Here is a 26,824-nt window from a genome sequence, read left to right as displayed (position 1 = left end):
GACCCTCTCCGACGTTTCGAATTCACAATGTTTCAGCAACGTCTCCAAAGGGTCAGACCCCTTTTTCAACAGGCTGCTAATGTAGTCCGGCGACTGCTTTCGAAGAAACCGTGTGATCGGCCATTTTCTGGCGCCACCGAGTCGCTTCATCGGCATTCTCGATGGCTTCGTAGAAAGCGATTAATCGGTTGATCGCCCGTAGTAGTGCCGGACCAAGGTCCGCCTTCCTACCATCGCCTGTCCCTTCGGAGTGTTGTTTCAGGCCCTCGAAAGCTTCTAGCAACAAAGGCTCGGCCTCGCCGTATCTCTGTTGCCCAAAAAGGGCTTCGCCAAGCTTGGATTGAGTGTCGTAGGTTGTCCAATCCTTGGGGGCATCGGCTTCTCGATCGCCGATAGATTCCCTCAAATATTGTTCTGCGTCATTGAAAAAACGCATGGCTAGAAGGCGGGTCCCACATTCGGCCAAAACCACCGAGAGTTTTGAGCCGCCGGCGACAGAGTTGTTCCGTGCGATCTGGGCTTGCCGGTCAGTCCACGAACGGGCTTTGACCGAGTCGCCCGCGTCCTTCCAGCTTGTCGCCAAAACCCCCGCGATCTTGAACGCGCCGGGAAGTGACTTGCTGGCGTCAAGTGCTTTCTCGAGTTGAACTTGCCCCTCATCGATCCGGCCCCCATCAAGAAAGCTTAGCCCTAGCCGTACCAAGCAAGACAGCGTTTCCGGATGGGATGGTCCTACTACATCCATAGCCAATTCGAACGTCTCGGTATCCTGCTCGATCGATTTTTCGAGCTTCCCCATTCGTTGATAAACGATTGCCAAATTGCCCATCACCCGTACCGTAGGCGAATCTCGCAGTGACAATCGTCGACGAGTCGTCACGGCCTCGGCAAGAACGTTCTCTGCGTCCACAAACCGACCTTGATGCATACACGCCCAACCCAGTGCATTCATTGCATCGAGCGTGGTGGAGTATTCGGAGCCTCGCAAACGCTTGAGCCGTTCGACCAGATCTTCAAGCAGTGGCACAGCATCCTCGAATCTGTCCTGTTCGCAATACACTTGCGCCAGCGTCCATTGAGCTTCGAGCGTTTCAGGGTGATCCAACGGCCTAGCTTCGCGATAGAGTGCCAAGCCTTTTTCGAGGTGCGAGGCAGCCGCTTCGAACGAGCCCCTGCCTCCGTCCCGCCTACCTCGCTGTAAGTAACATCGGCCCAAATTGCTAGACGACGCGGCAATGCGAGCACTGTTGGGCGGCCGATTTTTTTGTTGGACGTCCAGAACTCGCTTGTGCAATTCTTCGGCTTCATCCAATCGGCCCTGAACCACATACAAAATCGCGAGGTTACTTTGTGAATCGAGCGTATCGGGGTGATCGTCGCCTCGCAATTGGCGGCTCAACGAAAGACACTCTTGATACTCTGCCTCGGCTTCTTGGTAACGTCCTTGTTGCTGACGCAAGATCGCTGTGTCGTTGCGAATCAAAAGAGTCAACTCGTGTTCGTTGCCCAACTGTTGCCGACTGCAGTCGAGGGCTTCTGCGAACAACGGCTCTGCGGCGGCAAGCTGGGACTGGTTGAGGTAAGCCCTTCCCAATTGCCTCATCACGCGAATTCGGTCTTCGCGCGTGCGAGATTCGTCCGAATCGAGGTACTTCAACACGTCTTTATAAAGGGAAGCTTCCACGTCGTAGCGACCGATGCTATTGAACGAACTTGCCAGCGTGTCTTTCAACTTTGCTTGCAGTTCAGGTTGGTCGGCGAAACGCTGGTCCACTTGAGTCCGAACGCGATCCAGAGTGACCGAACGATTGTTGGGATCGCGCACGTTGGGATCGAGGCCGGTACCGACCGAGACCTGTGATTCGGTACCCGCGAGGCTGAGCAAATGTTCCTTCAGAAACGCAATGATCGTTTCAGCTTCATCACGGCTCGCTGCGACGGCATCGCGGCTCGCCTCAGCAACGCGTTCTGCCCGTCCCGCGCGAACGGCCTGCCAAGTTGTGCCAATCAATCCCAGAACCAGCGAGGCCGCTACGATGGCTGACGTGGCCAACACAACCTTGTTCCGCCTCGCAAATTTCCGAAACAGATACGCCGCCGATGGCGGACAAGCCGCCACGGCGTCTCCGCGTAGAAATCGCTCAATGTCGTTCGCAAGTGAGCTTGGCGTTTCGTAGCGTCGAGTCCGGTCCTTCTCCATCGCCTTCATCACGATCCAGTCCAACTCATTGCGCACCAGATTGCCGAGGCTTGCGGGACTACCAGGATCGCGTTTCCCGTTGGCATCAGTCTCGGTGATTTCCGACAGACGCACGCTTGGCTTGGGTGGATCCTCTTCCCGAATGATCCTAAGCATCTCGTCCCACGTGACGCTACGTAGTCGTTTCTTGTCGAAGGGCGGACAACCGGTTAACAATTCATAAAGCAAAACGCCCAAAGAGTAGATGTCGCTGCGCGTATCCACGTCCAGTTGGTTGACGCGAGATTGCTCGGGACTCATGTATTCGAATGTGCCAATGATTTGGCCGAATCCTGTTTGCATGGTCATGTCGGTCAGTGACTGGTTGATCGCTTTCGCAACACCGAAGTCGATCACTTTTGCAACCGGGCGGCCGTCGTATTCGGCGACCAGCACGTTCGACGGCTTGATGTCGCGATGAATGATTCCTTTCTGGTGTGCGTGCTGGATCGCGCGACATACGGAAAGGAATAGTTCGAGTCGTTCTTTGGCCGACATCTGCTTGTGGTCGCAGTAGGTCGTGATCGGTTGCCCCTTGACCAGTTCCATTACGAAATAGGGGCGCCCGGCGTCCGTGGTACCAGCATCAAGGACCTTGGCAATGTTCGGATGGTCCATCAATGACAATGCGTGACGTTCCGCATCAAATCGGGCGATCACCTCACGAGTGTCGACCCCTGGCTTGATGACCTTGAGGGCAACCTTTCTGCGTACAGGCTCGATTTGCTCCGCTAAAAAAACGACACCCATACCGCCACGGGCAAGCTCCTGAAGCAATTCGTAGCCGTCAATCTTTTCGCCAACACAAACCTCGACGGGCTTGGGAACCAGCGAGTGGTCCAGCAGCGGATCTTCGGAAGAATCCGCTTGAAGCATCGCGCGTAACTGTTGCCTCACTTGGTGGTCGGGACATAGTTCGTCAAGCAGCGTTTCTTGTCGGTCTCTTGGCATATCGACGACCTGTGAAAAGATTCGCGACAACTCATCTATGCTGGAAAGTTGGCAAGGGTTCACATCGTCATTCGGCATGCTTGGATCTGTCACGGGAACTTCGATTCAAAAGGCGAATGCAGGCGGGCGATCACTTTGTCGGCAGCAAGGCTTACGCGACAAATCAAGGACATTACCTTCACGCTTGTTCCTGCATTTTCGTCCGCAGCCAAGCTCTCGCGAATCGCCATCGTCTTTCGACAGTCGAGAGACTCACTTCAAGCACTTCTGCGCACTCTTCGTTCGTCAGTCCTGAGAAGAATCGAAGCCGGACAATTTCCGCGTTCTCAGGAGATTGAAGCTCCAATTCCTGTAGAGCTTCGTCCATTCCAAGTAAATCAGCCTCCCATTCGCACTCGGGCAGGGAAATTCCCGTCAAAGGTAGATGAGCAACATCACCTCCGCGCTTGGCTCGTTTTCGGTTTCGTGCAGCATCAATCAGAATGCGCCGCATCGCTTCAGCAGCAACGCCATAGAAGTGTTTGCGGTCTCGCCACGACGTGCTCTGCCGTGTCAGCTTCATATAAGCTTCATGCACCAGAGCGGTCGTTTGCAGGCTTTTATCGCGGTTCTCCGACGCGAGTCGGTTGTGCGCGATCGCCTTGAGGTGGTTGTAGACGAATTCATAGAGCTCGTCTTGCCGATTTGGGAAGTCCCGAAGCAGTCGAGTAACGTCGTCTTTTTCCGATTCATTTTCTCGGTCTGATTCGTCGCTGCGTTCCGCCTTCATCAACTTCAAACTCCGAATCTTGCCGCGTGTGACTTAGACGAGCGATGATAGTCTATCCGGACGTCAAACAGCATCAAAACCGGCATCACGAAGCCTCGCTTCGTCGTCGTTTCGCTCGAAAATTCGGAATTGATGTTGGAAAGCTGACGGGAGCGGCGGGAAGTGGATGCAAAATTCGGGTGCGTTACATCGCCGGCAAGGTCGAATGGTACAGGTGATCGCAACTCGAATCGTTCGCTGGGCTATCACATTGAAACGACTGAAATGCGATCACAGTCCTTCCGTCGCACCGATTCTTCGAGCGATGTTTTGTCTGCCTTTTGACTTACGCTGATCATCCCCGCCAAGGCGATCGAGAACTCGTTCTTGAACACACGTCAAAAGCTCGGTCGCGTGACGCGGTTTCGCGCGGAGGCCGATCAAGCCAGCCGTTGCTTTTTGCATACGCTACTCGGAGGCTGTGAAAATTCCTTGGGGGCTTGAAACCGCTCGTTCCAAATTTCTTTCTACAAAATCGCATTTCCGGTGAAGGTTTGAGGCTTCTTCTGTCGCGTAGGGAATTAGCCAATGCTCTATCCCCCATGTTCGGGGCAGGGGCGACCGCGATCCGATGCGCAGGTAACGCGACTTTTCTGCAGAACATTGCAGACCCTTGCGTTCACCGCTGATGATTTCGGCCATTTGAAATGGTGTCATGACGCTTGTGGCATCCGAACGTGGAATATCGATTTCGCACCATGAATGCGGAGGTGAATGATGCTACAGCTGTGGAAGATGAAAGAGTTCAGAGCGAGCGCAAGTTTCGCGGGAACAAAACTACGGCACGTTAGCCGTATTGCCGCTTTCGGCTTGACGATGGCCTTGTTTGCCACGAATGCCCAAGCCGATATTTTGCTGATGGATATGTTCGCTGGAGTTGACCCGACGACGACGGCCGGCTGGACCAGTGCCGGGTTTTCCGAAGATTTGACGAATGCTGCCGCGTTCAACTACAACGGCGCCATTTTCAACATTTCCGGTGGTTTGACGATGTCGACGACGGGCGCCTACGGTGGCTTCTTGGGAAGTAACTACCCAGGCAATGACATGCTTAATGGATACGCATTTACATTTGAGACGATTGCGGTGTCGGTGGGTGGTTTTGAAACAGGTGGCGTTGCAAATACTCTCACAACATCAGGTACTTTTGCAGGCGTGGGTGGGAACACGTTCACCCTTCAGGCGAATCAAAAATACGAACTTTACCTCTTCGGATCAGGAGACAATAACGACCAGAATACGACATTCGTATTCGATGGCGTCTCGAAATCCACTTCCCCGACGATTTTAGGTACCGCTGATAACGCAGGTCACTTTGTGACTTACGATTTCACCACCGGGTCGGATTTGAGCGGGTTCACGCTTGATTTTACGTTCGGACCAGAGGGCTCATCTAATGGAGCATTCAATGGCTTTGCTCTTGCCTCAGTGACGGCCGTTCCCGAGCCATCTTCATTGGCTCTCGTGGCTTGCACCGGATTGGCTGGCGTCATCTTTCGACGTCGCCGAAGGAGCGAGGGACGCTGCAAGGCTGTTTAGGGACTCGCCCAGCGGACTTCAATGTATGTTGAGAAGACTTCCGTCCATGGGCGGAAGTCGTTCGCGATCACAGGATTGTCCGACTTTCGGTCATCGACATTCGAGGTCAGAGAGCAAGGACGAGATGGTTTCCGAATATGGAAAGGTCCGATGACGTTTGATTCCTCGACAATGCTGAAAACGATTATGAACAGTAAAGCGAAGCCATTCCAAGTGAACTCCGTTTGGCATCCTGTTTGGACTTCGGGCTTGGTCGTTGCCGCTTTCCTTGCCGGCGGCACAGTGCAGGATGCGTCCGCCGAAACGCATCAGGTTCGCGATCGCGGCACGACCTTGGTTGAAGCAGAGAGCTATTTGGCGGTCAGCGAAGTCCCGCCAAAAATCGAGCCTTCGGAAAGATGTAGCGGAAACAGTAACCTCGAGTACTTCTGGGCCAACTCGTGGTTCGAGTTGGAGATAGAAACTCCACGCATGCTGAACTATCGCATGTCGCTTCGAGCAGCGTCGGACAAAGGCACGCAAATTGAAGTTCAGCGGGTCGATGGAGCAGGCAAAGCGATTTCGCTTGCCACGATCGACGTGCCTGGCAGTGGGTCGTACACGGATTACCAAACGACTCGCGACGTCGCCGTTTCGCTTCCGTCAGGCTTGCATCGACTGCGTTTCGAAAACGTTTCGCAAGGAGTCAACGTTGACTACATCACGTTTTCGGCCGGGGCAATCGACGACATCGTTACCGTTAACCCGGTGGCTACGGATGGTCCCGATATCAATCCGTTGAAGGGCTTCAACACGGGTTGGTGGAGAAACGAAAACTACGCTTCCGTCGGGTTCCAGTACATCGAGTGGGGGAAGCTGGAACCGCAGGATGACCTTTTCGACTGGGACTACGTCGAGAAAGAGGTGCTCGCTCGAGAAGGCACTCGTGGACGTCACATGATCTTGCAATTTGTCGTCGACTGGGACTACCGAGAGCCCGTTGATTCGAACTATCTCGGACCAGCCTGGTTACGTGAGATGGTGGGCGAAGTGAGCGGGATCGCCGATCCAAAGGACTCCAAAAGTCGACAAATGAGGGCAACACCGTACAACGACCCGGTCTTCATCGAAGAGGCAATCGAAGCGATTGGAGCGTTGTGCGATCACTACAAAGATGATCCTCGCACCTTCGTCATCCAGGTGGGAGTTCTCGGTTTCTGGGGAGAGTGGCACACTTTTCCTCGCGAGGATTGGTCGCCAACCGCATCGACGAAACAGGTGATTCTGAATACCTATTTGAACGACATCGGTAAGGATGGCTTGACCCAAGTGCGCTATCCCGACGATCCCATTTGTTTTCCTCGGAAAGGAATGGGATACACCAATGGGACTGCAACGCTATCCGATCACGGTTACGAATTCGGCGATGCGATCGAGAGACGCAAGTTGTGGAAGAACGGCCCGGTCGGTGGCGAGTGGCCTCCCAACGTCGAGCTGAACCTTTGGGAGCGATTCTTCCAAACCGACGAAGGCGAACGCTTTATCCGAACAGCGCGCTACAGCACCCTGCTACCTCCCGAGCCTAAGGAGATTGCGGAGAAGCTTCCAAGTTGGAACCAAGACAGACAATTCATGAAGATGCATCGTCTGATGGGCTACAACTTCCAAGCCACAGCCGTCCGACACCTCGTTTCCGCGGACGATTCCGGATTGGCCCACATTGAAGTGGATCTGCACAACACGGGCATCGCGCCGTTCTATAAAAAGTGGTCGGTACAGTTGGCCGTCCTGAACGCTAAGACGTTGAATGTCGTCGGACTTGTCGAAACCGATACGGATCTTCGGTTGATGGGGCCTGGTGATTCGATCACCCTAGCCGGTTCCTGCATCGCAACGCTCGATCCCCGAGAAGAATATCAGATCGGACTGCGCATTCTCCAAACCGATGCGGATGAATTCAAAGCGAGTCCGTGGAAGCTCGACGCTCGCAACGTGTATGTCGTACTCGCCAACGACGTCAAAGTCATGGACGGTCAATGGAAGGAAAGCGAAACGCCACAGGAAGGCTGGAAGCTGCAAGGAGGCTGGAACATGCTCGGCGAAATCGAGTTTCGTTTGCCGAACGAACCGCAATCGGTTGAAGACGATTTCTTCCCGCTGCAAGGATCGTTCCGACCCTGAACGAATTCCGTCGGGTGGCACACGTATCCCCGGCGGCCGGAAATTCTGTTGAGCTTTTGCCAAGAGCATCTTTGCGCACATCGACCAACTGAGGGGCACCGCGATTAGACGACTTCAGGGCCTGCTTGAATCCCGAACCCTCAGGCTGAGCTCGACTTTGCACGCTCAGCAACTGAGTTCCAGCTCTTCTGCTTTACACCTTAAAGATTCTCAGGTGATACGTGAAGGGAAAAGCAGATTTTGACGCGAAAGGAAGGGAGATCGGTTTTCCGACCACTCCTCTCTTCTCGCCACTTTTCTGACAACGGAATCCTGAAAATGCCGTCACTCATCGACTCGCTGAAATCCATCACGCGTCGCCAGGCCAATCGCAGCGGTCGATCGCGAAGAGGTCAACAACGCAGGGCTTTGCTTTTAGAGACTCTGGAAAGCCGCAAGCTCTTGACCACTGCGGTCATGAACGGAGACTGGTTTGATACGCAAACGTGGGACAATGGTGTCATCCCGTCGGCAGAATCGCGAGCCATCATTGGTCACGGGGTAACCGTTCAGCTCAACGGATCGCATCACGCTGCCAAAGAGGTCGTTGTACTTGGGAACTTGGTCGTCCCCGAGGACGTTAGCCAGCCCGAAAAGACGCTGACGACGCGATGGATTCACGTCAACAGTGGCGGTCAGTTTATCGTTGGTACCGAAAACAATCGCTACGACGAAGGTAACTTCACGCTCAATCTCACCGGCACCGATGTCTACGCCGACCATGTGATCGAAACCAACATGGGCGGAATGATGCCCGGCACCATGAACGTGACGGACAATGACGGCTTCCTGATGACTGCGATGGGCGGCCGTGTCCAGTTCTACGGCGAAGACAAATTGAGCTTCACCAAGCTCGCCGCTTCCGCCGTGGCAAACTCTAACGAGATCATCGTTGAGAAAGTGATTGAGCGCAACTTTACCGAAGGCGTCTCGGACGGAAATGGATTTACAACTTCGGCGGTGGACGACGGAGAAGTCAATTGGGAAGTTGGCGATCAGATCGTCATTGCCAGCTCCTCTTACAACTACACCGAAGAGGACGTCCGCACGATCACCGCGATCGATCTGAACCATAGCGACAAGACCGCCAAAATCACGCTGGATCAACCGCTCAGCCATGGCCATTACGGCGAGATTGAATCTTATAGCAATGCGACTGAAAACGGCGAGGCCACACGCACGTATCAGATCGACATACGGGCGGAAGTAGCATTGCTTAGCCGCAATGTCAAAATCCAGGGACTCGCATCGCAAGACACCGATGTCAAATTTGGTGACAGAGCGAATGTGATTACGGAACCACGCGTCCGCGCCGGCGGACTGAGTGACGCAGAAGCCGCGAAGGCTCCACCCACGCAAGTCGCAAACGGTGTCGGCGGTCACATCATGATCATGCCGAACTCGGGACAGATCGAGATCGACGGCGTGCAATTGGATCGTATGGGACAAGCCAGCCAGAAGGGTCGCTACCCGATCCACTGGCACCTTGGTGACAGTCGGCCGAATGATTTCTTGAAGAACTCGTCGATCACGAATTCCAACAACCGCGGCGTGACCATCCACGGCACTTCCGATCTTTTGGTTGAAGGCGTCGTACTGCATGACGTCCACGGACACGGGTTCTTCTTTGAAGATGCCGTCGAAACCGGAAACGTCTTGGTCGGCAATCTCGCTTTGGGCATTCATACAGTCGGCGGCAATGACAAAGACTTTTCCAATCCTGCCGGAAAGGATCCCTTCGTTGTCGACACGCACGACAGCGTGACGGAATCAAGCTCGCGTTTTAAAAGCTCGGCGGCATTCTGGATCACGAATCCCACCAATACATTTGTCGGCAACATTGCAGCGGGTGCCGGCGACGCCCGAATCGATGACTGGGCTGAAAAAGGGCCATCGGGAACCGGTTTTTGGTACGCGATTCCGCGGACGGTGCTCGGTGCATCCGGCGAGAATTCCATCTACGACAATGTTATTCCGGTCTACGCCGAATTCGGTCAGTTCGATTTCAACACCTCTCACTCGACCGCCATCGGGCTGAACTTTGATCGCGGCGAAGACATCGAGGATGCGAACTTCGCTGGCGAACTTCGCACCAATGACAATGAAAACAACTACTCTCCTCGTACCGATGCCAGCGATCCCAACACTTCGACCACGAACGTCATTCACGGATTCACGAACTACAAAGCATCCGATGCGGGCGTGTATCACCGCGGCCAAGCTGAGACGATTTTGTTCGATGGTTTGCGGATCGCCGACACCCGGAGCGCCGCCTGGGCAGTCTCGGAAAACAAGTACGACAACAGCTTGTTTGTCGGACACAGCAAAGGCAACGCCGATGAAAATGCCTTGGTGGGTGGGCCCCGTTTGTACGATGGCGCTGGGCTCTACACCAACACACACTTCGCCGGATTTGAAGGTGACAACGCCCACGTCTTCCAGGTTGAAGGCAGCTCGTTTGGCCCCACGATGTATCACGCGTTTCAGGGGACCTCATTCGAGGACGATGGAACGTTTGACAAGATCTCGCATGCGGTGTCTGACTTTTCAAGGGGCCCCAAGGGTGAGTACCGAACCAATCATGACCTTGGGCAGCCGCACCAGTGGAGCAAAGCGGCGATCGATCTTGACGGCACTCTGACCGGTGGCGTCGGTGGCGGAATCGGCTACAGCATCGTGCCGAACGTCGCCTTCCTGGTCGAGGATACCGATGTGCAGCCCACCGGTTGGGACGCGTGGTTGAGCGAGGACATCTACACTCGGGTCAAGGTCGGCAATGCCAACAACGGTACGGATCTGTTCGCGGCCAGTAGCCTCAGGGAACCGGTGCTGCGATTCACCGCCCGCGATGGTGACATCATCGACGGCACCTCGGGACAAAGAAACGGCAACGCCGCCTGGATTCAAGTGGGCGCGAAGACCGATGGTGACGGATTCGTCGAGGGCACGTTCGAAGTCGAGTTCATGAAGAACGGCTTGCCTACGACCGTTTTTGATCTCAACACAAAGAACCAGGACGGGAATCGGCCATCGCTTAGTCCTGCGATTCAGGCGAAAGTCGACGCAGCGAGAATCGTTGTGAAGCTGGTCGGTGCCGCGAACTTTACACCGAACTTAGGTACCGAAGTATTCAGCGATAACGAATTACGATCTGCGACAAGCGGTGTCGTCTACTTCCGTGACGGCGAGGAAAATCTATACATCAACTCGGGCATCAAAGACTCTCAGCCAGCGATTAAATTCACACCCGGCACGCCGCTGCAAACCACTTTTGAAGCGAGACCAGTCCCGTCACGAACGATTGAGTACGGCACCACGATCCAGGCCGAACAATTCGACAACGGCATCGACGGGATCGCTTATCACGATACGGATGCAACGAACACACTCGGATCTTTCCGAGCTGATGCTGGCGTCGATGCGACTTCCACGACGGTCGGCAATATTGCTGATGGAGAATGGCTGGAGTACACAACCGGAATCGTCGGCAACGCCTACAACGTCGGCATCAACGTTTCTTCGACGAGTCCGGGCGGGAAAATCCGTGTTCTTGCCGGCCTCAACAATTCAGCCGGATACCTGAGAGACTTCGGCACCGTTGATGTACCCAACACCCAAGGACAAGTCGAGACCGTCTGGCTCGAAGGAGTCGACCTGACGTTTGCTGCGGGTAACAATTCGGTCATCCGCATTGCGTTCGAAGGTGGTGACTTCGAGAGCGTCGAGCTTGATTCGTTCACGTTCGCCCCAGCCACCCAGACGTCTTATGTGGCGGGTCGTACGATTCGATCCGGTTTTGCAACGACAAAAATTGAACTGGAGGAATACGACGTCGGTGGCCAAGGCGCCGCGTACTATGACGACACACCTGAAGTGATTGACGGTCAGTCCGAAACTTTCAACATAGCCGGCAACGATTCAAGTGATACTTTCCGAACCGATGAAGATGTCGACGCCAACGAAGGTGGGGTGGGCGGCAAAGTTTTCGACGGCGAGTGGCTGGAGTACACCACCAACGTGCAGGCAGGCACCTACGACGTAACGTTGGAGAAGATTTGGGGTGGCGATAGCAACGGCGTGAAGCTGTTTATCGCTGATTCGAATTCTGCCACGACTTTCACCCAGTTGGGCGAATTCGATTTCCAGACTGGCGATAACAATGAGCTAGTCACGCTTACAAACATTGATCTGAGTCCGTGGGCTGGTAGCGATCGCGTCATCCGAATCGAGATCATCGGCAATTGGATGGGACTGGGCTATCTTGACTTCGTATCCACTTCGCCAGATCAAACGGCTCCTACTGTCGACATTGTCGATGTATCGCCTGATCCCAGGAATACGAATGCAGGAGTCGTCACGATCAACTTTGACGAAGACGTCACCGGTGTCGACATCAGTGATTTGACTCTCACGCGTGATGGAACTCCGGTCGACATCAGTGGATTGGCTTTGACGCAAATCTCGCCGAGCCAGTACACGATCGACTTGTCGAGCGTCACCGAAGCCGATGGCATCTATGAATTATCGCTGGGCAGTAGCGGCAGCGGCATTCAGGACGCGGTTGGCAACGCACTGGATTCCAATGCGATAGACCAGTTCATGATCGACATGACTGGACCGCAAATCGAATCAGTCGTCGTCAACAATGGAAGTGCCCAGCGCAGCATGGTGAACAGCCTGAGCGTCACCTTCAGCGAAGTTGTCAACGGAGTCGATACGAATGCGTTCATCTTGATGAACACCACGACCAACACCCAAGTCATCCCCTCGGTAACAACGCAAGAACTCAATGGAAAAACGGTTGCGACCTTTACCTTCAGCGGATCGGGGATTACGGGCGGATCACTAGCCGATGGCAACTACACGCTGACGACCTTGGCATCGGCTGTGACGGACGCGACGGGCAATCATTTCGACGCGAATGGTGATGGCACTAGCGGTGATAACGCGACCGATACGTTCTTCCGCCACTTCGGTGACTTCGATGGCGATCGGGATGTGGATGCACGCGACTTCCTCCAATTCCGACGTGCGTTCCAAAAAATGGCTGGCAACTCAGCATTCAATGCTGCATTCGATTTCGATGGCGACGGTGACGTCGATGCTCGCGATTTCCTCCGATTCCGACTGCGGTTTCAAAAGATCCTAAGTAGCTGAGGTCGTAAAGACCCAGGCGGATCAGGAAACAACGAGGCGAGTTTCGCTACCGCACTCGTCCTCCGTTCAGCGACCCGGTCTGGGGACCAAAGTCATTGCTGAAACGAACAATCAGAGACTCAACGTTACAACACTCCAATTGATATTAAAGGCATAACGAAATGCGATTCTTTTCCGCAAGTTTAGTGGCAGTCTGCGTCATCCTCCCTTCCGTAGCTCAGGCCGATTTGGTTTTGAGCTTCGGCTCCGTTGAAGAGAATGTCGCGGTCGGACAAACCTTTTCCGTCGACATTATCGCTACTCAAACGGACAACGGAAATCTGATACCTGGCGGCGATATTCGCAGCGGGCAAGACGGCCTGTTTTTCGCCGGGATGCGTCTAGTAAGCAGCCGGCCGACCGTGGCCTCAAGTATGCTTGTCACGGTCGGACCAAGTTTTAGTGATAGTATCATCACACCCAGCACTGAAACCGAATTGTTTATCGAGAGCGCGTTAGTGAACAATTTCATTCCTGCGTTCGCTCTCAACACGGATCCAACTTCGCTCATTCTCGGCACGTATAGTTTCACCGGCCTGTCTTCAGGGTCGACGATGCTGACACTCGTAGATCCGAACCCTTTCGATGATTGGGTTTTTGGCAATGATGCTGGAGAAAATGACGCCGCAGTTTTTGCGGGTGCGGGGTCTCTCACCATCAACGTTTCAGCGGTTCCGGAGCCAAGCTCGTTCGTCCTTGTGAGTTGCGTTGCGGGACTTGCGATCTGGCGCAGACGACACCGAGCCTAACTCGAGTGAGTTACGCAAATGATTCTGCTTTCGGAACGAGTCGCACGTTGCGTCCTACCGCGCATCGGGATACCGAATTCCGCGACTTCGTTGGGTTCGAAAGAGTGAACCGCGAAGGCCATGGCTAGACCGAACCGACCTTGGTTCGTTGGCCCGTTCGGATGCTTTCGTAGATCGCTTCGACGGCCAATAGATCTCTCAATCCTTCCTCGCCTGAGACCGTGCTTTGGCGGTCCTCGAGAATGCACTTCGCAAAGGCGTCCATTTCGGCGGCGAACTGATCGACGTTTTCAAACTCGATCGGTCCCGCCGAACTCTTTCCCTTGATGCCGCCATAACCGAAAGCGGGATCCAGACCGAAGGAACCCTTTTCGCCGTAGGCATTGAAACGATTGATTCCGTTGAAGGCGTAGGACGTGCTGCAATAGCACATCACGCCGCTGGGCATTTTCATCGCCCACGTGATCGTCTCATCAACCTCTGCGAACTTTTTCATGTCGGTTTTGGTTTCTTGAGCCGTGATTTCGGCGGGCTCCTCGCCGGTCAAATAGCGACACGCCTGCAACGCATAGACCCCCACGTCCATCATCGCTCCGCCGCCGGCCAAATCGCCCTTCAAACGCCATTGATTGGGGTCCCCGATCTTGAATCCAAAACCGGCTTCGATCGCTTTGAGTTCACCGAACTTTTCGCTTCGCGCCAACTCGATACAGTGCTGGTGGTGGGGTTCAAAATGACATCGATAACCGATGGCAAGCTTACGATCCGCGGTGTTACAGGCGTCGATCATAGCGCGGCAATCGTCGCTGTTGTTCGCCATCGGTTTTTCGCACAGCACATGCTTGCCCGCTTGAGCGCCGCGAACGGTGAACTCTTTGTGCATTCCGTTGGGTAACACGATGTAGACCACATCGATGTCTCCGTTTTCGGCCAGCTTGTCGAAGTTTTCGTAGTTATAGATGTTCTGTTTTGCGATCCCGTACTTGTCCGCCCACACTTTCTCTTTCGACGGCGTTCCGGTGACCACGCCCACCAACTTGGCGTGCTTCGTTTTTTGCAGAGCCGGTGCGATTTGGTTGGTCGCGAGCGACCCCAAACCGACGAGCGCGAAGTTGACGGTTGTCTTCGGATCGGCTGCGGACGATTGATGCACGCCGAACGTTGCCGCGGCGGCCAAGGCGGAGGTGGTACCGATAAATTGACGACGATCGATGGTCATGATGGGATGTTCAAAAGAGGGTAGGGAACCAACACGTAGTGGAACGCAGCCGGGATGTGAATTCGCAAATTGCAGAAGCGGAAAAACAAGTGCGTCTACCGATCAGCAACATCTTTGGACGTTTTCGAGCGATCGTCCGGGCGAAGTTTGGCGAGCGGTTTTTCGTTAACGGTTCCCGGTACCAGCCACGGGCCGCGGCTGTGTTCGCGGATCAGCCGCATCAGTTCTTCATTGTCGATGGCTTCGACTTCGAGCAAACGCTGTGTCACGGCTTCGAGGACGTCGCGACGCTGTTCCAAAATTTCGCGAGTCTGGGCCAGTGCGTCGTCGATGATGCGTGTGACTTCTTTGTCGATCAACTTGGCCATCTCCTCGCTGTGCGCGGATTGATAACTTTCGCCACCGCCGGCCAAGAATGCCGACCGATTACTGCGACGCAGGTTGACGCGACCGAGCCGGCTCATGCCGTAGTCCATCACCATGCTGCGGGCGATTTCGGTGCATCGTTCAAGATCGTTCTGAGCACCGGTGCTGATGTCTTGAAACGTCATCTCTTCGGTCAACGTGCCGGCCAACAACACTTTCATGTTGCTTTCCAATTCGGTCTTGGTCATCAGATAGCGTTCCGATTCGGGACGCTGCATCGTGTAACCCAGCGCCGCCAATCCTCGCGGGATGATGCTGACTTTGTGAACCGGATCGGTATTTGGCAAGGCCGCTGCGACGATCGCGTGTCCGGCTTCGTGATAGGCGACGCGGATTTTTTCATCCTCGTTCATCACGCGGTTCTTCTTTTCCAGTCCGGCCGTGACACGTTCGACTGCGTCATTGAATTGATCGGTACCGACGGTGTTCTTTTCGGCTCGCGCGGCCAACAACGCCGCTTCGTTGACCAAGTTGGCTAAGTCGGCCCCGACGAAACCAGGCGTGATCGACGCGATTTCTTTCAAGTCGACCTTTTCGTCCAATTTGACGTTCTTGACGTGGACTTTCAAAATCGCTTCACGACCACCAACATCGGGCCGATCGACCAAAACGTGACGATCGAAACGACCGGGGCGAAGCAGTGCCGGATCGAGCGTTTCGGGACGGTTGGTTGCCGCGATGACGATGACGCCCGAGTTGGAAACGAATCCGTCCATTTCGACCAACAAAGCGTTGAGCGTCTGTTCGCGTTCGTCATGACCGCCGACGGTCGATCCGCTTCGGCTTTTGCCCAACGCATCCAGTTCGTCAATGAAGATGATGCAAGGGGCGCGGTTGGTGGCTTGTTGAAACATGTCACGCACGCGAGCGGCACCGACGCCAACGTACATTTCGACAAAGTCGCTGCCCGAAAGACTGAAGAACGGCACACCGGCCTCGCCTGCGATCGCTTTGGCAAGCAACGTCTTGCCCGTTCCGGGCGGTCCGACCAACAACACACCTTTGGGGATGCGTCCGCCGAGGGCTTGGTACTTGTCGCTGTTTTTGAGGAAGTCGACGATCTCGCGGACTTCTTCGACCGCTTCGTCGATGCCGGCGGCGTCGTCGAACGTCAACGCGAGTTCTTCCTGGCTATAGAGTTTGCCTCGGCTGCGCGAGAACGACATCGGTGAACCGACGCCGCCGATCCGTCGCAGCATCATGATGCCCAAGCAAACCAGAATGCCGATCATCAACAACTCTGGCCAATGGTCTTGCAACAATCGACTCGGTCGGGCGTTGTCCCACGTCACGCCTGCCGCATCGAGATAGGCGACCAACCGTTCATGTTCGGCTTCGTTGTACGTGTCACGTATGGTTTGAAATTCGACTTGCTTAAACGATTCTTTCGACGTTTTTCCATCGCTGCCCAGCGAGCGATACATGACCGTGCCGGTGATAGATTCGTCCGAGACTTGGATGTTTTGCGGATCGGTGTACTCGATCTTGATGTCGGGATTTTTTGTCGATGTCACGACCAAAATTGGCGTTCTGGATTGACTCGATTCGAACACCGACGTGCTTGCGACGTCCAGCTGTGGTGATTGGCTGTTGGCCGAATTCGGCTGCGCGCCATTCACCGGTTCTTCACCCGACATGGCGACGTCTACAAGGTCTTCGGCGGTAATTGGCGTGGCGACGGGTTTGGCGACATCGCTGGCGACTGCATCGGCGTTGGACGCTTCAGCCCGTGCATCCGCAGTCATTTTTAACAGCGCCATCAGATCGGGGTATCGTAGGCGTCGGTCGTTGCTTCCGAACAAAAATGCGCTGACCAAGACAGCTGCGGTGACCAGTACCAGAACCAGCCAGACGTTTCCGCCCGACTTGGGATCGTTGCCGCGTTGTGAGTTGTCGCTCATGGGCTATCGAATACCGCTTTTCCGAAGTGAAGGATTTTGAAATGCTAGACGGCCGCCTGGGAAGTGAATCTTACTCCAATTCGGGCTGTTGACGAATGTTGGTTGCTGGGAAGCCAATTCAATGCGAAAGCTGGGAACCGGGTCGTCACGTAGGTCGGGATCGACCATCATGGCGCTCCGCCGGGTGTCGCAAAACGCTTGGACACCCACCCCCTTATCTTCGTTTGCCCCTTCGTGACCTATGGCTTCCACCGAAAACCACCGCGAAAGGGAACCGATCAACGAAGTCGATGCCAATCGGACGCTGAACGTTGCCGTGTTTGGGGCCACTGGCAGCATTGGTACGGCAACCGCCGAAGTCATCGCCCACCTGAACCGCGTCGACACACAGTTAAAATGGCGAATGTGGGCAGCATCGGGGCACCGCAATCTCGAACGTTTGGCCCAAATCGTGTCCGCCGCGGACCCAGCCCCGCATCGAGCGGTGCTATCTGACCCCACCTTCGCAGACTCCGACCGTGCCCGGCAAATTGCCACGGTCCGGCCTGGGATGTCGATCACGTATGGTCCCGATGCGTTGGTCGAAGTGGCCCAGTCGCCCGAGGTGGACATCGTGGTCGCGGCAATCGTGGGCCGAGCGGGACTCGAAAGTACCCTGGCGGCCGTCGAAGCGGGTAAGCGGGTGGCACTTGCCAATAAAGAAACGTTGGTGGTGGCCGGACCTTTGGTTCGCCGAGCCATGGTGGCCAGCGGCGCCGAAATCTTGCCCGTCGATAGCGAACATTCGGCGATCTTTCAGTGCATGGGCACATCCGCCTCGCCCAGCACCACCCAGCCACCGCCGAAACCCAAAAAACTGATCCTGACGGCCAGCGGCGGCCCCTTTCGCACCTGGACAAAAGAACAGATGCAAGCCGCCACGGTCGAATCGGCTTTGGCCCATCCGACCTGGAATATGGGTGCCAAAATCAGCATCGATTCAGCGACGATGATGAACAAATCGCTGGAAATCATCGAGGCGCGCTGGCTGTTCGATCTGCCCGCCGACGCCATCGAAGTGGTGGTTCACCCCCAGTCGATCATCCACTCGATGGTCGAATTCGACGACGGCTCGGTGATTGCCCAGATGAGTCCTCCGGATATGAAGTTGCCGATTCAGTACGCGTTGACGTACCCTCGAAGACTGGAATGCGAGTCGCCGGGGCTGGATCGCAGCCGACGATGGGATTTGAGCCTGGAAGTCGCCGACCACGACCGTTTTCCGGGTTTGGCGTTAGGATTTGAGGTGGCGGCGGCCGGCGGCACGGCCGGCGCGGTGGTCAACGCGGCAAACGAAGAAGCGGTCGGCCTGTTCCTAAACGGTCAAATTCGGTTTACTGACATCGTTTCGGGATGCCGCGATGTATTCCAGAACCACACTCACGAATCTGATCCGCCGCTGAGCCGGTTGTTGGAGCTGGACATCTGGGCCCGGAAAGAAACCCGAAACCGTTTTCAACTGTAATCATCAAGATACGCGCTTCCGCGACGAACAATAAAAACCTACTAGGCACGATAGAAGATGTTGATTGACTCGATCGCGGTTACCCCCTCATTCATCATGAATTCGATTTCGATGTTGGCGACTTTCCTGCTCGCAGCAACCGATGAACCCGGATTCATCGAAGCGTTGTTGACCAACATCATGCTTTGGGGACGCGTCGCGCTGGGAATCGGCTTGGTGATTTTTGTTCACGAGTTGGGTCACTTTGTCGCCGCCAAATCGTTCGGCGTGAAATGCGAAAAGTTCTACGTCGGATTCGACGTGCCGATCAAAATCGGCCCGATCAAGTTTCCGCGCACGTTGGGCAAATTCACTTACGGTGAAACGGAATATGGCATCGGCATCATCCCGCTTGGCGGATACGTGAAGATGCTGGGCCAGGATGACGACCCTCGTAAGTTAGAAGAAGAGAACAAACGCATCACCGTTGATAGCGACGCGGTCGACCAACCGACGTTGGATCCGCGAAGCTTCCCCGCCAAACCAGTTTGGCAACGCATGATCATCATCAGCGCCGGTGTCGTTGTGAACGTCATCACCGGTGTCCTATTCGCGGCGCTGGCATTCGGATTTGGTGTCACGTACAGCCCCGCCATCGTGGGCGGCGTCACGCCCGGCGGCCCCGCTTGGCAAGCCGGAATCGAACCGGGTGGCAAAGTGATTTCGATCGGATCGTTGCAAGACGACAAAATGCACTTCCGTGAAATGCGGATGGAGATCCTGACGCAGGGCTTTGAAAAGCCCGATCAACCGCTGGACGTTGCGATCCAGTACGACGACGGTGTCCGCAATTTCCAATTGCTGCCTGAGTCCGTTCCACAGAACACCGATTACCGAATGATCGGGGTGGCGATCCCCGAATCGGTGACGTTGGACAAGTCGACATATGCACGGCCGGAGAGTATCGCCGCCGAAGTACTGACCGACGCCGATGCGGGCGCAACCATCACCGCATTTAACGGCACGCCCATCGACGAGAGCTCGATCGTGCCCGGAACCAACTTTTTCGACTACTTGTATACGCACCCGTCCGAGTCGATCGAATTGACTTTAATGCGGGCAGACAACAGCGAAACCAAAGTGACCTTGCCACCACAGACGGCAAAGTCGATCGGGATCCGGTACGCCGTTGGTCCAGTTGTTGCGTTGGTCAAGGGAGGCCCGGCTGAACGCGCCGGAATGAAGATCGGTGACGTGATCGAATCGGTCGATGACAACAAATCGATCGACGCCTACAGCCTGCCGACTCAATTGGTCGGTCGTGATCGCCCCGTTACGCTGATTGTCCGCAGAGGACCTGATGATGCACCGGAGCAGGTGTCCATCGAAATCACGCCTGTTCGTTCGCCGCAAACATTGTCACCGACCGCGGTTTTGTCTGGCGACATCGGCATCAACGTCCTGGGATTTGCGTACAAACCGATGCCCGTTGTCGCGGCAGTCTCCGCCGCACCCGCGGGAGCAACGGACGAAGCTGGCATGGAACCGCTGCAATTGGGCGACAAATTGCAAGAAGTTCGCTTGGTGATCGAAGATTCCGAGTTGCCCCAGTGGTTACAAGACGAACGTTACGAACCCGTGTTGACCGCAATGCGTGAGGGACAAGAGTTTTCTTCGTCGACATCGTTGAACACGTTCATCGACACGCTGCAATACTTGCCAATCGGCGCAAAAGTAGAAGTCAAAGCGACGCGTGGCGCCGATGGTAAGATCATCTCGTCGATGTTGGCGGTCCAACAGGACGATCGATATGTATTCGATCGCGGCTTGGTCTTCCCGCCTCGGGAAGCCGTCCACAAAGCCGAATCGATCGGCGATGCATTGTCGCTGGGCTTGCGAGAAGGTCAGCGCCGACTCCAGGACGTCGTCCGGTTTTTAAAAATGCTGCCACAGGGACGCATCGGGTTGAAACACGTCGGTGGCCCCTTGGCAATCGTCGGCATGGCCAAGAGCGAAGCGGAACGTGGCATCTCGCCACAACTGATGTTCTTGACGATGTTGAGCATGAACTTGGCGATTCTAAACTTTTTACCCATTCCCGCACTCGATGGCGGACACATGATGTTTCTGTTGTACGAATTGATCGTCGGCAAACGTGCGAATGAGCAACTGGAATTTCGGCTCACGATCGCCGGTCTGCTATCGCTGTTGGCGTTGATGGTGGTCGTGTTCGCGAACGATTTGTTCCGGGCACTGAATTAACGGCTTGTCAGCACTGCGATTTTCGGGCCACGAAGCTCATCTAGAGTTCCGGCGTTCCAACTTGTCGATGATGGGTTTCATCGCATCCAATTCGGTGTAGTACATCGCTGCCGGATCGATGCCTTTGTGGGCGAGCCATTCGATGCGATCGTTAACGACCGGGCGTTCGGCGATCCAGGGTAGGACCGCCAGCCATAGGATGGCGATCGCGGCCAGCGATGCACACAGCATCATTACCGGGCGACGATTCTGTTGGTCAGTGGTCATGGCAGACAACGTTCATGGCAGGTACTGATCGATTTGGTCCTTGAAGACGACGCGGAACATCAGCCACGCCATCGCCAAGGTTAACACCAAGTTGAGCGTTTGCCCGCAGGCGTACAACACCAACGGCTTGCCGCCCTTCAAGTATGGGGCAAGTTCGCGAAAGTTCGTCTGTAACCCAATGCTGACGAACGCCAAACAGAATAGCCAACCGCGAATCGTTTTCGTCGATCCGCCGATGGTCGCGTCAACCAACTCGGGACCGCCGGCCAAGTTGCTGTACAGAATCGAAAACACGACGGACGCCGCCACAAAGCCGAGTACGAACTTGGGAAATCGATACCATATTTCCATCGCGTTCGGTCTTGCGCCGGATGCATCTTTTTCGACGCACGTGACCCAATAGATCGCGACACCGAAAGCGGTCACACCGATCAGAATGTTCTGGATCATCTTGACCGTTGCCGCCACTTCGAGCGCCCGGTCACCCAGCACCGCACCTGCCGCGGCAACGGCGCCGGTTGCGTCGATCGTTCCACCCAACCAGGCGCCGCCGAGGACTTCGTCCATGCCGACCGCTTTGATGAAGGCGGGCATCACGATCATCATGATGACGGTGAAGGACAGTGACATTCCGATCGCGAGTGACAGCTCTTCTTTTTTGGCTTTGCAGGCCGCCGCGGTTGCGATTGCCGCCGATACGCCACACACCGACATATCGGCCGAGATCACCATGTTGAGTGACGGTGATTGGATTTTCAGTACCTTTTGTCCGAAGATGAACGTGCTGATCAAAACGATCGGCGTGACCACCCAGGCGACGAAGATGCCCGGCAACCCGAGCACCAGCAAACGGCTCATCAAGACTTCGGCGCCCAACAGCACCAATCCAGTCTTGATATAGAACTCCGTCTGCACCGCGGGCTCCAAAAACTTAGGCATCCCGATCGTGTTGCTGATGATCAACCCGACCAACAATGCCCATAACGCGTATTCGAGGTTATAGGCTTTGACAACACTCTGACCCGACAAGACGTACGCGAACGTCGCCAACAGAAATACAACCGGAAAAGCCGCGATGAATCTCCCCGCCGACTTTCCTCGCGCCGCCATCGCTGCGGCGAACAGAATACCAATGACCAAAAACGACCCCAAAGTTCCGATCAATGCGCCGGCGCCGATCGCATCGAGTGGATTCTGTTTCCACGAACCCGGTTTACCGAACCAGTCACCCAGCGGATGCGACAGTTCGATTGCACTGCCCGCGGAAACAAGATTGTTCCAATCCGACGGGCGACCCAACCAAACCGCCGCAAACGAAACTGCCAACAGAAAACCGCCGCACCAAATCGCCCACCAATCTTCGGACGTCGTCATCTCTGACAAAGTGCTTCGACGTGGCGGTACGGATGCAGTTTCGTCTTGAGACATCAATCGACTCGGTCCAATGGAGGTGGGCGGGTGTAGCGGAGGGAAAAGAGTTTTAGATGCACGTTTCCGGAAAGCCAAGCCAGGCTATTCGACGTCGAAAAAAAACGGCTTGCATTCAACGGGCTGTGGCGTTTCCGAAAACTCTTCGATGATCAAGAACTGGCCCGTCGGGACATCATGAAACGTTTGATGTGTCCCGGAAGCCGGCCAATCGATTTCGATCGTGTCGATCACTTTGGCTTTGCCGACGCCGATGTCTTGTCGCAGCGGATTGCCGCCGAAACTGCTGCCGGTGTTGACCCACCGATGAATGTGGCGAGTTTCGCCGTCGTCTCTGAAGCTCAAATGAATGTGAGCACCGACCGCCGAACGAATGGACTGTTTACCAACCAACCGCAGCTTGATCCATTCGTTACCGAAACCCGGATTCATGAACAGAGCGTTTCGAAACGCATCGCCGGTATACGCACCACCCAATTCAGTGAACACGTCTTGATCGCCGTCGTGATCGAAGTCAGCAAAGGCGACCGCGTGACCTTTTTGAAGGTGCGAAAAACCGCCCGGGATCGACACGTCGGTAAACCGCTTTCCACCGCGATTGTGATACATCACGTTGGGCATCAATCCCTCGAAACCGGGATAGCCGGTCCCCAAATAGAAGTCCAAGAAACCGTCGTTGTCCAAGTCGCCGTAGTTGGATCCCATCGTGACGGTGATGTTGCCCAGGCCGACGTCGCGCGTCACATCGGTAAATCCGCCCGCGCCGTCGCCTTGGTAAAGTGCGTCCGGCGGCGCTTCGCTAGGCAAGCCGAAATAGTCCAGCGCAACAAACTCAATGCCCTCTTGGTAATGAGGCGCGAACAGGTCTAGCTTTCCGTCGTTGTTGAAGTCCCAAAACCACGCCGAAAAACTTGGCAATGGCCCCGCCACACCAGCCGACTTGGTCACATCCGTGAATCGCCCGTCGCCGTCGTTGTGGTACAGCACATTGGGTTGGGTGTTGTTGGACACGTACAAATCGGGCAGCCCGTCCGCGTCGTAGTCACCCCACGCAACGCCTTTCGTGAAGTCGCGATTATCGACACCGGCCGCCTTGGCGATGTCGACGAAGTGACCGTCGCCGTCGTTTTGGAAAAGTTGGTTGGCGTGCAGTTCGTTTCCGATGTAAACGTCAAGATCGCCGTCGTTGTCAAAGTCGCTCCACGCAGCCGTTTGCGTCGGATAGTTTTCGTCGGCCAAACCAGCTTCGACGGTCACGTCGTCGAATCGGCCGGTGCCGTCGTTGCGAAGCAGTGAATTGGGATGTCGACCCGAATCCCGAAGCCATGCACCGCGTAGGACCAGGATGTCGACGTCACCGTCGCCGTCGTAGTCGGCTTGGTTGATATTCAACCCGCCGAAGATACCAACAAGATTCGCTTGCTCAGTCGTTTCCTTGAATTCCCCGTTGCCCATGTTTTGGAACATGCGAAGTTGGCCGTCGGTGTTCCAACACGAAACGATGATGTCCAACCAATGGTCGCCGTTGAAGTCTTCGACCGCGACGCCACCGGCAAGCGAAAGCGTGTCGACGCCGACGGCCGTGGCGATGTTTCGGAATCGAGGAAAATCGGGTTCGTCCGATACCAACCGATCCGCCGGAATCCGAAACCGCTCGGGAACACCATCGGGATATGTCCCCAACGTCATGTGGGCCACGCACAATAGCCATCGGCACGCGACATCGTTGGGAGCAAGTTCCAACGCGGCATTCAAGTTCTCAATCGCAATCGTCGCGCCTTCGGTTTGCAAGTGAACGCCCTTGCCGCGAATCGGAAACAAGCATCCTTCGCCTTCCTGGCAGAACACACAGTTCTCGTTCTCTGCTTTTCGCATCGCTGCGAGAGCTTTGGCAAAGTAGATTGCCGTTTGCAGATCGTTCGGCACACCCGATGGCGTTTTCTCGGCGAACTCGATCAACATCGGATCGGTTAGCGCCAGTGTTGCCAGCGCCGCATCGGCTTCCCCAGTCAACGTTTGCTCGGACCCCAGTTCAAACAGGCTTTGCAGTCGCCCGAAGAAGTCGCCATCCTTGGTCGAAGCATCCACTCGTTTCGCTGCTGCACGCTTGGCGCTGTCGCCGAAATACTCCAAGTCTGCAACTTTTTCGTGCAGCCGAGCCAACCGTTTCACCATCGCCGCGTGTCCCGGTTCGGGGCCGGCGGTGTTCTTGGGCGGCGTGATGATCGGGGCCGGCTTAGATTTCCTTTCCGCCACCGGATCATCGGTGTTGGACCGACGCTGGTTGTCTTTCGACGAACAACCGTTTGCGGACGCGACCAACAATGCAAACGCAAGGATGCAAAGGGCTCGGACCACAAAGGAGCGTCGAACGAAGATAATAGTTTGCATTAAAAAAACCGTTTGATCCGATCCAATCTGATCTAAGGAACACGAGCCACCAGACCCTTTCATGATAACCGCCGCCAAGTGAACGCGGTGGACGGATCGGACCGACGGTGGTTGCTACCGATGCTGAGACGGTGCATCGTCTACTTGATCAGTGCTTTCTTCTTAGGCTGTTTTTTATTCGGAGCATCGGACGCTTCGGGTCGGGCAGATGATTTCGCGTCGGCCGGTCGCAGCATCGTTGCGGTCGGACGTCGGTTCGCATTGATTTCGGCAACGTGCCCGTCGTATGCCGCTTGCAAACGATCGATCACTTCGGGATGCATCACCGCGACGTTCTTGGTTTCACCGATATCCGCGACGGTGTCGTAGAGCTGCACTGGCACGGCAGTTGAATCGGGCGTTGGCTTGCCTCGGTTCGATCCCTTGCCCTGCTTGGATCCCTTGCCTTCGGGCCAAGGATAGAACTTCCACTTGCCGCTGCGAACGGTCCCCGGTCCATGCATCAACACGTACGCTTCGTGGGGGCTGACGGCGTTGCTCTGTCCGCTGATCAACGGCCAAATGTTCTTGCCGTCGATCTTGCTGGTTGGCGGTTTGCCGCCGCAAAGTTTTGCAAACGTCGGCATCAGGTCGATCGACGCGGCCACTTCGCGACAAACCGATCCCGCGGGAATCTTGCTGGGCCACCACATCACGGTGGGCTCACGAATGCCGCCGTCATAGACGCTCGCTTTCTTGCCTCGCAGGGGCACCGACGATCCGACGGCCGCACCATTGTCGCTTGTAAAGACGACCAGTGTGTTCTCGGCGATCCCAGCTTGCTTGAGCGTCTTCACGATTTCGCCAACGGACCAATCCACTTCTTCGATGGCGTTGGTGATCGGTTCTTTGTCTGGATTGTCAAAGGCTTTGGAAACCGCCAGCGGGCGATGCACCATCGTATGGGGCAGATACAGAAAGAACGGCGAGCCTTTGTTCTCGTTGATGAAGCGAATCGATTCTTCGGTGTAACGCTTCGTGATCGTCGTTTGATCCGCAGGATATTCGACGACTTCTTCGCCGCGAAGAATGGGCACTTCGTTCTTGATCTTTTTACCGGCTTTCAAATCCGCAAGCGTGACGCCGCTGCGAAGCGTGATGTCGTCGGCCAATTTGTTGGCGGGATCGATCCACATGTCGTTGCTGTAGGGGATGCCCCAGTAATATTCGAAACCTTGGTACGTCGGCAAACACGGCGGCAGGTGCCCAAGATGCCACTTGCCGATGCACGCGGTGCGATAGCCGGCGTCCTTGAACATATCGGCAAGCGTGACTTCGTCCGGATGCAGTCCCTTGTCGCTATGAGGAAACAGCACCGGGTTCATGCCGAGTCGTTGGTAGTGACAACCGGTCAACAGTGACGTTCGTGACCCGGAACAAACGGCACATCCGACGTAGAAGTCGGTGAACTTCATTCCCTCGTTTGCCAGTTGATCGAGGTTCGGCGTTTGCGGAATGATCGCGCCGTTGAAACCGACGTCTCCGTATCCCATGTCGTCAATGAAGATGACGATGACGTTGGGACGAGCAGCGTCTTGCCCACTCGCCCGTGCACCACCGGTGATCAGCGCTGCGAGAATGATCAGTAACAGCAGTTTCGACAGGTGCGTCATCGTCGGGCTTTGGCGTGCGTTGGGAAGGTGAATCGGGTGGACCAATGCCGCCATCCTAACTCATCCGCCAGCGAAGAACCCGGGTCGGTGCCGGTGACGCGTCGGCACAGACGC

At 55.4% G+C, this 26,824-nt stretch carries 14 protein-coding genes; 6 read left to right on the top strand and 8 right to left on the bottom strand.

The genetic code is table 11. The features are described from left to right. Positions 1–76: 76 nt before the first annotated feature. Together Poly51_RS06045 and Poly51_RS06040 are read right to left on the bottom strand one after the other, a co-directional pair. Positions 77–3,283, bottom strand: coding sequence for a serine/threonine-protein kinase (locus tag Poly51_RS06045; protein ID WP_146455421.1), 3,207 nt, complete (start codon positions 3,281–3,283; stop codon positions 77–79). Positions 3,284–3,368: 85 nt separating this feature from the next. Beyond that, entirely contained in the window at positions 3,369–3,959 is a 591-nt protein-coding gene (locus Poly51_RS06040) for an ECF-type sigma factor (RefSeq protein WP_146455419.1), read from the bottom strand. Between the two features lie 855 nt (positions 3,960–4,814). On the opposite strand from Poly51_RS06040, the gene Poly51_RS06035 reads away from it, so the two are divergent. The 4 genes from Poly51_RS06035 to Poly51_RS06020 all read left to right on the top strand — a co-directional run bounded on the left by Poly51_RS06035 (position 4,815) and on the right by Poly51_RS06020 (position 13,681). Beyond that, positions 4,815–5,537, top strand: coding sequence for a PEP-CTERM sorting domain-containing protein (locus tag Poly51_RS06035; protein WP_246114297.1), 723 nt, complete (start codon positions 4,815–4,817; stop codon positions 5,535–5,537). A 186-nt stretch (positions 5,538–5,723) separates the two neighbouring features. Further along, positions 5,724–7,697 (top strand): carbohydrate-binding protein, encoded by a 1,974-nt coding sequence (locus Poly51_RS06030; protein WP_186775371.1) that lies wholly within the window; start codon positions 5,724–5,726, stop codon positions 7,695–7,697. Positions 7,698–8,015: 318 nt separating this feature from the next. Continuing rightward, the gene (locus tag Poly51_RS06025; RefSeq protein ID WP_146455411.1) at positions 8,016–12,893 is read left to right on the top strand and encodes a G8 domain-containing protein; all 4,878 of its coding nucleotides are present in this window, start codon (positions 8,016–8,018) and stop codon (positions 12,891–12,893) included. Between the two features lie 161 nt (positions 12,894–13,054). Beyond that, positions 13,055–13,681, top strand: a complete 627-nt coding sequence (locus tag Poly51_RS06020; protein ID WP_146455409.1) for a PEP-CTERM sorting domain-containing protein — start codon at positions 13,055–13,057, stop codon at positions 13,679–13,681. 124 nt (positions 13,682–13,805) lie between these two features. Here the strand turns inward: Poly51_RS06020 and Poly51_RS06015 are convergent, their stop codons facing one another. Together Poly51_RS06015 and ftsH are read right to left on the bottom strand one after the other, a co-directional pair. Next, positions 13,806–14,900 (bottom strand): Gfo/Idh/MocA family protein, encoded by a 1,095-nt coding sequence (locus tag Poly51_RS06015; protein ID WP_146455408.1) that lies wholly within the window; start codon positions 14,898–14,900, stop codon positions 13,806–13,808. Positions 14,901–14,995: 95 nt separating this feature from the next. Continuing rightward, positions 14,996–17,227 carry an ATP-dependent zinc metalloprotease FtsH gene (gene ftsH, locus Poly51_RS06010; RefSeq protein WP_146455406.1) on the bottom strand — a complete coding sequence of 744 codons (2,232 nt, stop codon included), beginning with the start codon at positions 17,225–17,227 and terminating at the stop codon, positions 14,996–14,998. A gap of 241 nt (positions 17,228–17,468) precedes the next feature. Between ftsH and dxr the strand changes: the two genes are divergently transcribed. Next, positions 17,469–18,731, top strand: coding sequence for a 1-deoxy-D-xylulose-5-phosphate reductoisomerase (gene dxr / locus Poly51_RS06005; RefSeq protein WP_146455404.1), 1,263 nt, complete (start codon positions 17,469–17,471; stop codon positions 18,729–18,731). A 96-nt stretch (positions 18,732–18,827) separates the two neighbouring features. Beyond that, on the top strand, positions 18,828–20,972 hold the full coding sequence (locus tag Poly51_RS06000; protein WP_186775370.1) for a site-2 protease family protein: 2,145 nt from the start codon (positions 18,828–18,830) through the stop codon (positions 20,970–20,972). Between the two features lie 36 nt (positions 20,973–21,008). On the opposite strand, the gene Poly51_RS05995 is transcribed toward Poly51_RS06000, so the two are convergent. The 4 genes from Poly51_RS05995 to Poly51_RS05980 all read right to left on the bottom strand — a co-directional run bounded on the left by Poly51_RS05995 (position 21,009) and on the right by Poly51_RS05980 (position 26,764). Next, complete coding sequence (locus tag Poly51_RS05995) at positions 21,009–21,239, bottom strand: hypothetical protein (RefSeq protein ID WP_146455400.1); 231 nt, start codon at positions 21,237–21,239, stop codon at positions 21,009–21,011. A 12-nt stretch (positions 21,240–21,251) separates the two neighbouring features. Next, entirely contained in the window at positions 21,252–22,667 is a 1,416-nt protein-coding gene (locus tag Poly51_RS05990; RefSeq protein ID WP_246114296.1) for a YeiH family protein, read from the bottom strand. A gap of 84 nt (positions 22,668–22,751) precedes the next feature. After that, the gene (locus Poly51_RS05985; protein WP_186775369.1) at positions 22,752–25,058 is read right to left on the bottom strand and encodes a CRTAC1 family protein; all 2,307 of its coding nucleotides are present in this window, start codon (positions 25,056–25,058) and stop codon (positions 22,752–22,754) included. 140 nt (positions 25,059–25,198) lie between these two features. Then, on the bottom strand, positions 25,199–26,764 hold the full coding sequence (locus Poly51_RS05980) for a sulfatase family protein (RefSeq protein WP_246114295.1): 1,566 nt from the start codon (positions 26,762–26,764) through the stop codon (positions 25,199–25,201). Between the last annotated feature and the right edge of the window lie 60 nt (positions 26,765–26,824).

The organism is Rubripirellula tenax, from assembly GCF_007860125.1.
Classification (GTDB): Bacteria; Planctomycetota; Planctomycetia; order Pirellulales; family Pirellulaceae; genus Rubripirellula; species Rubripirellula tenax.
This window is presented reverse-complemented; position numbering and strand designations above follow the sequence as displayed.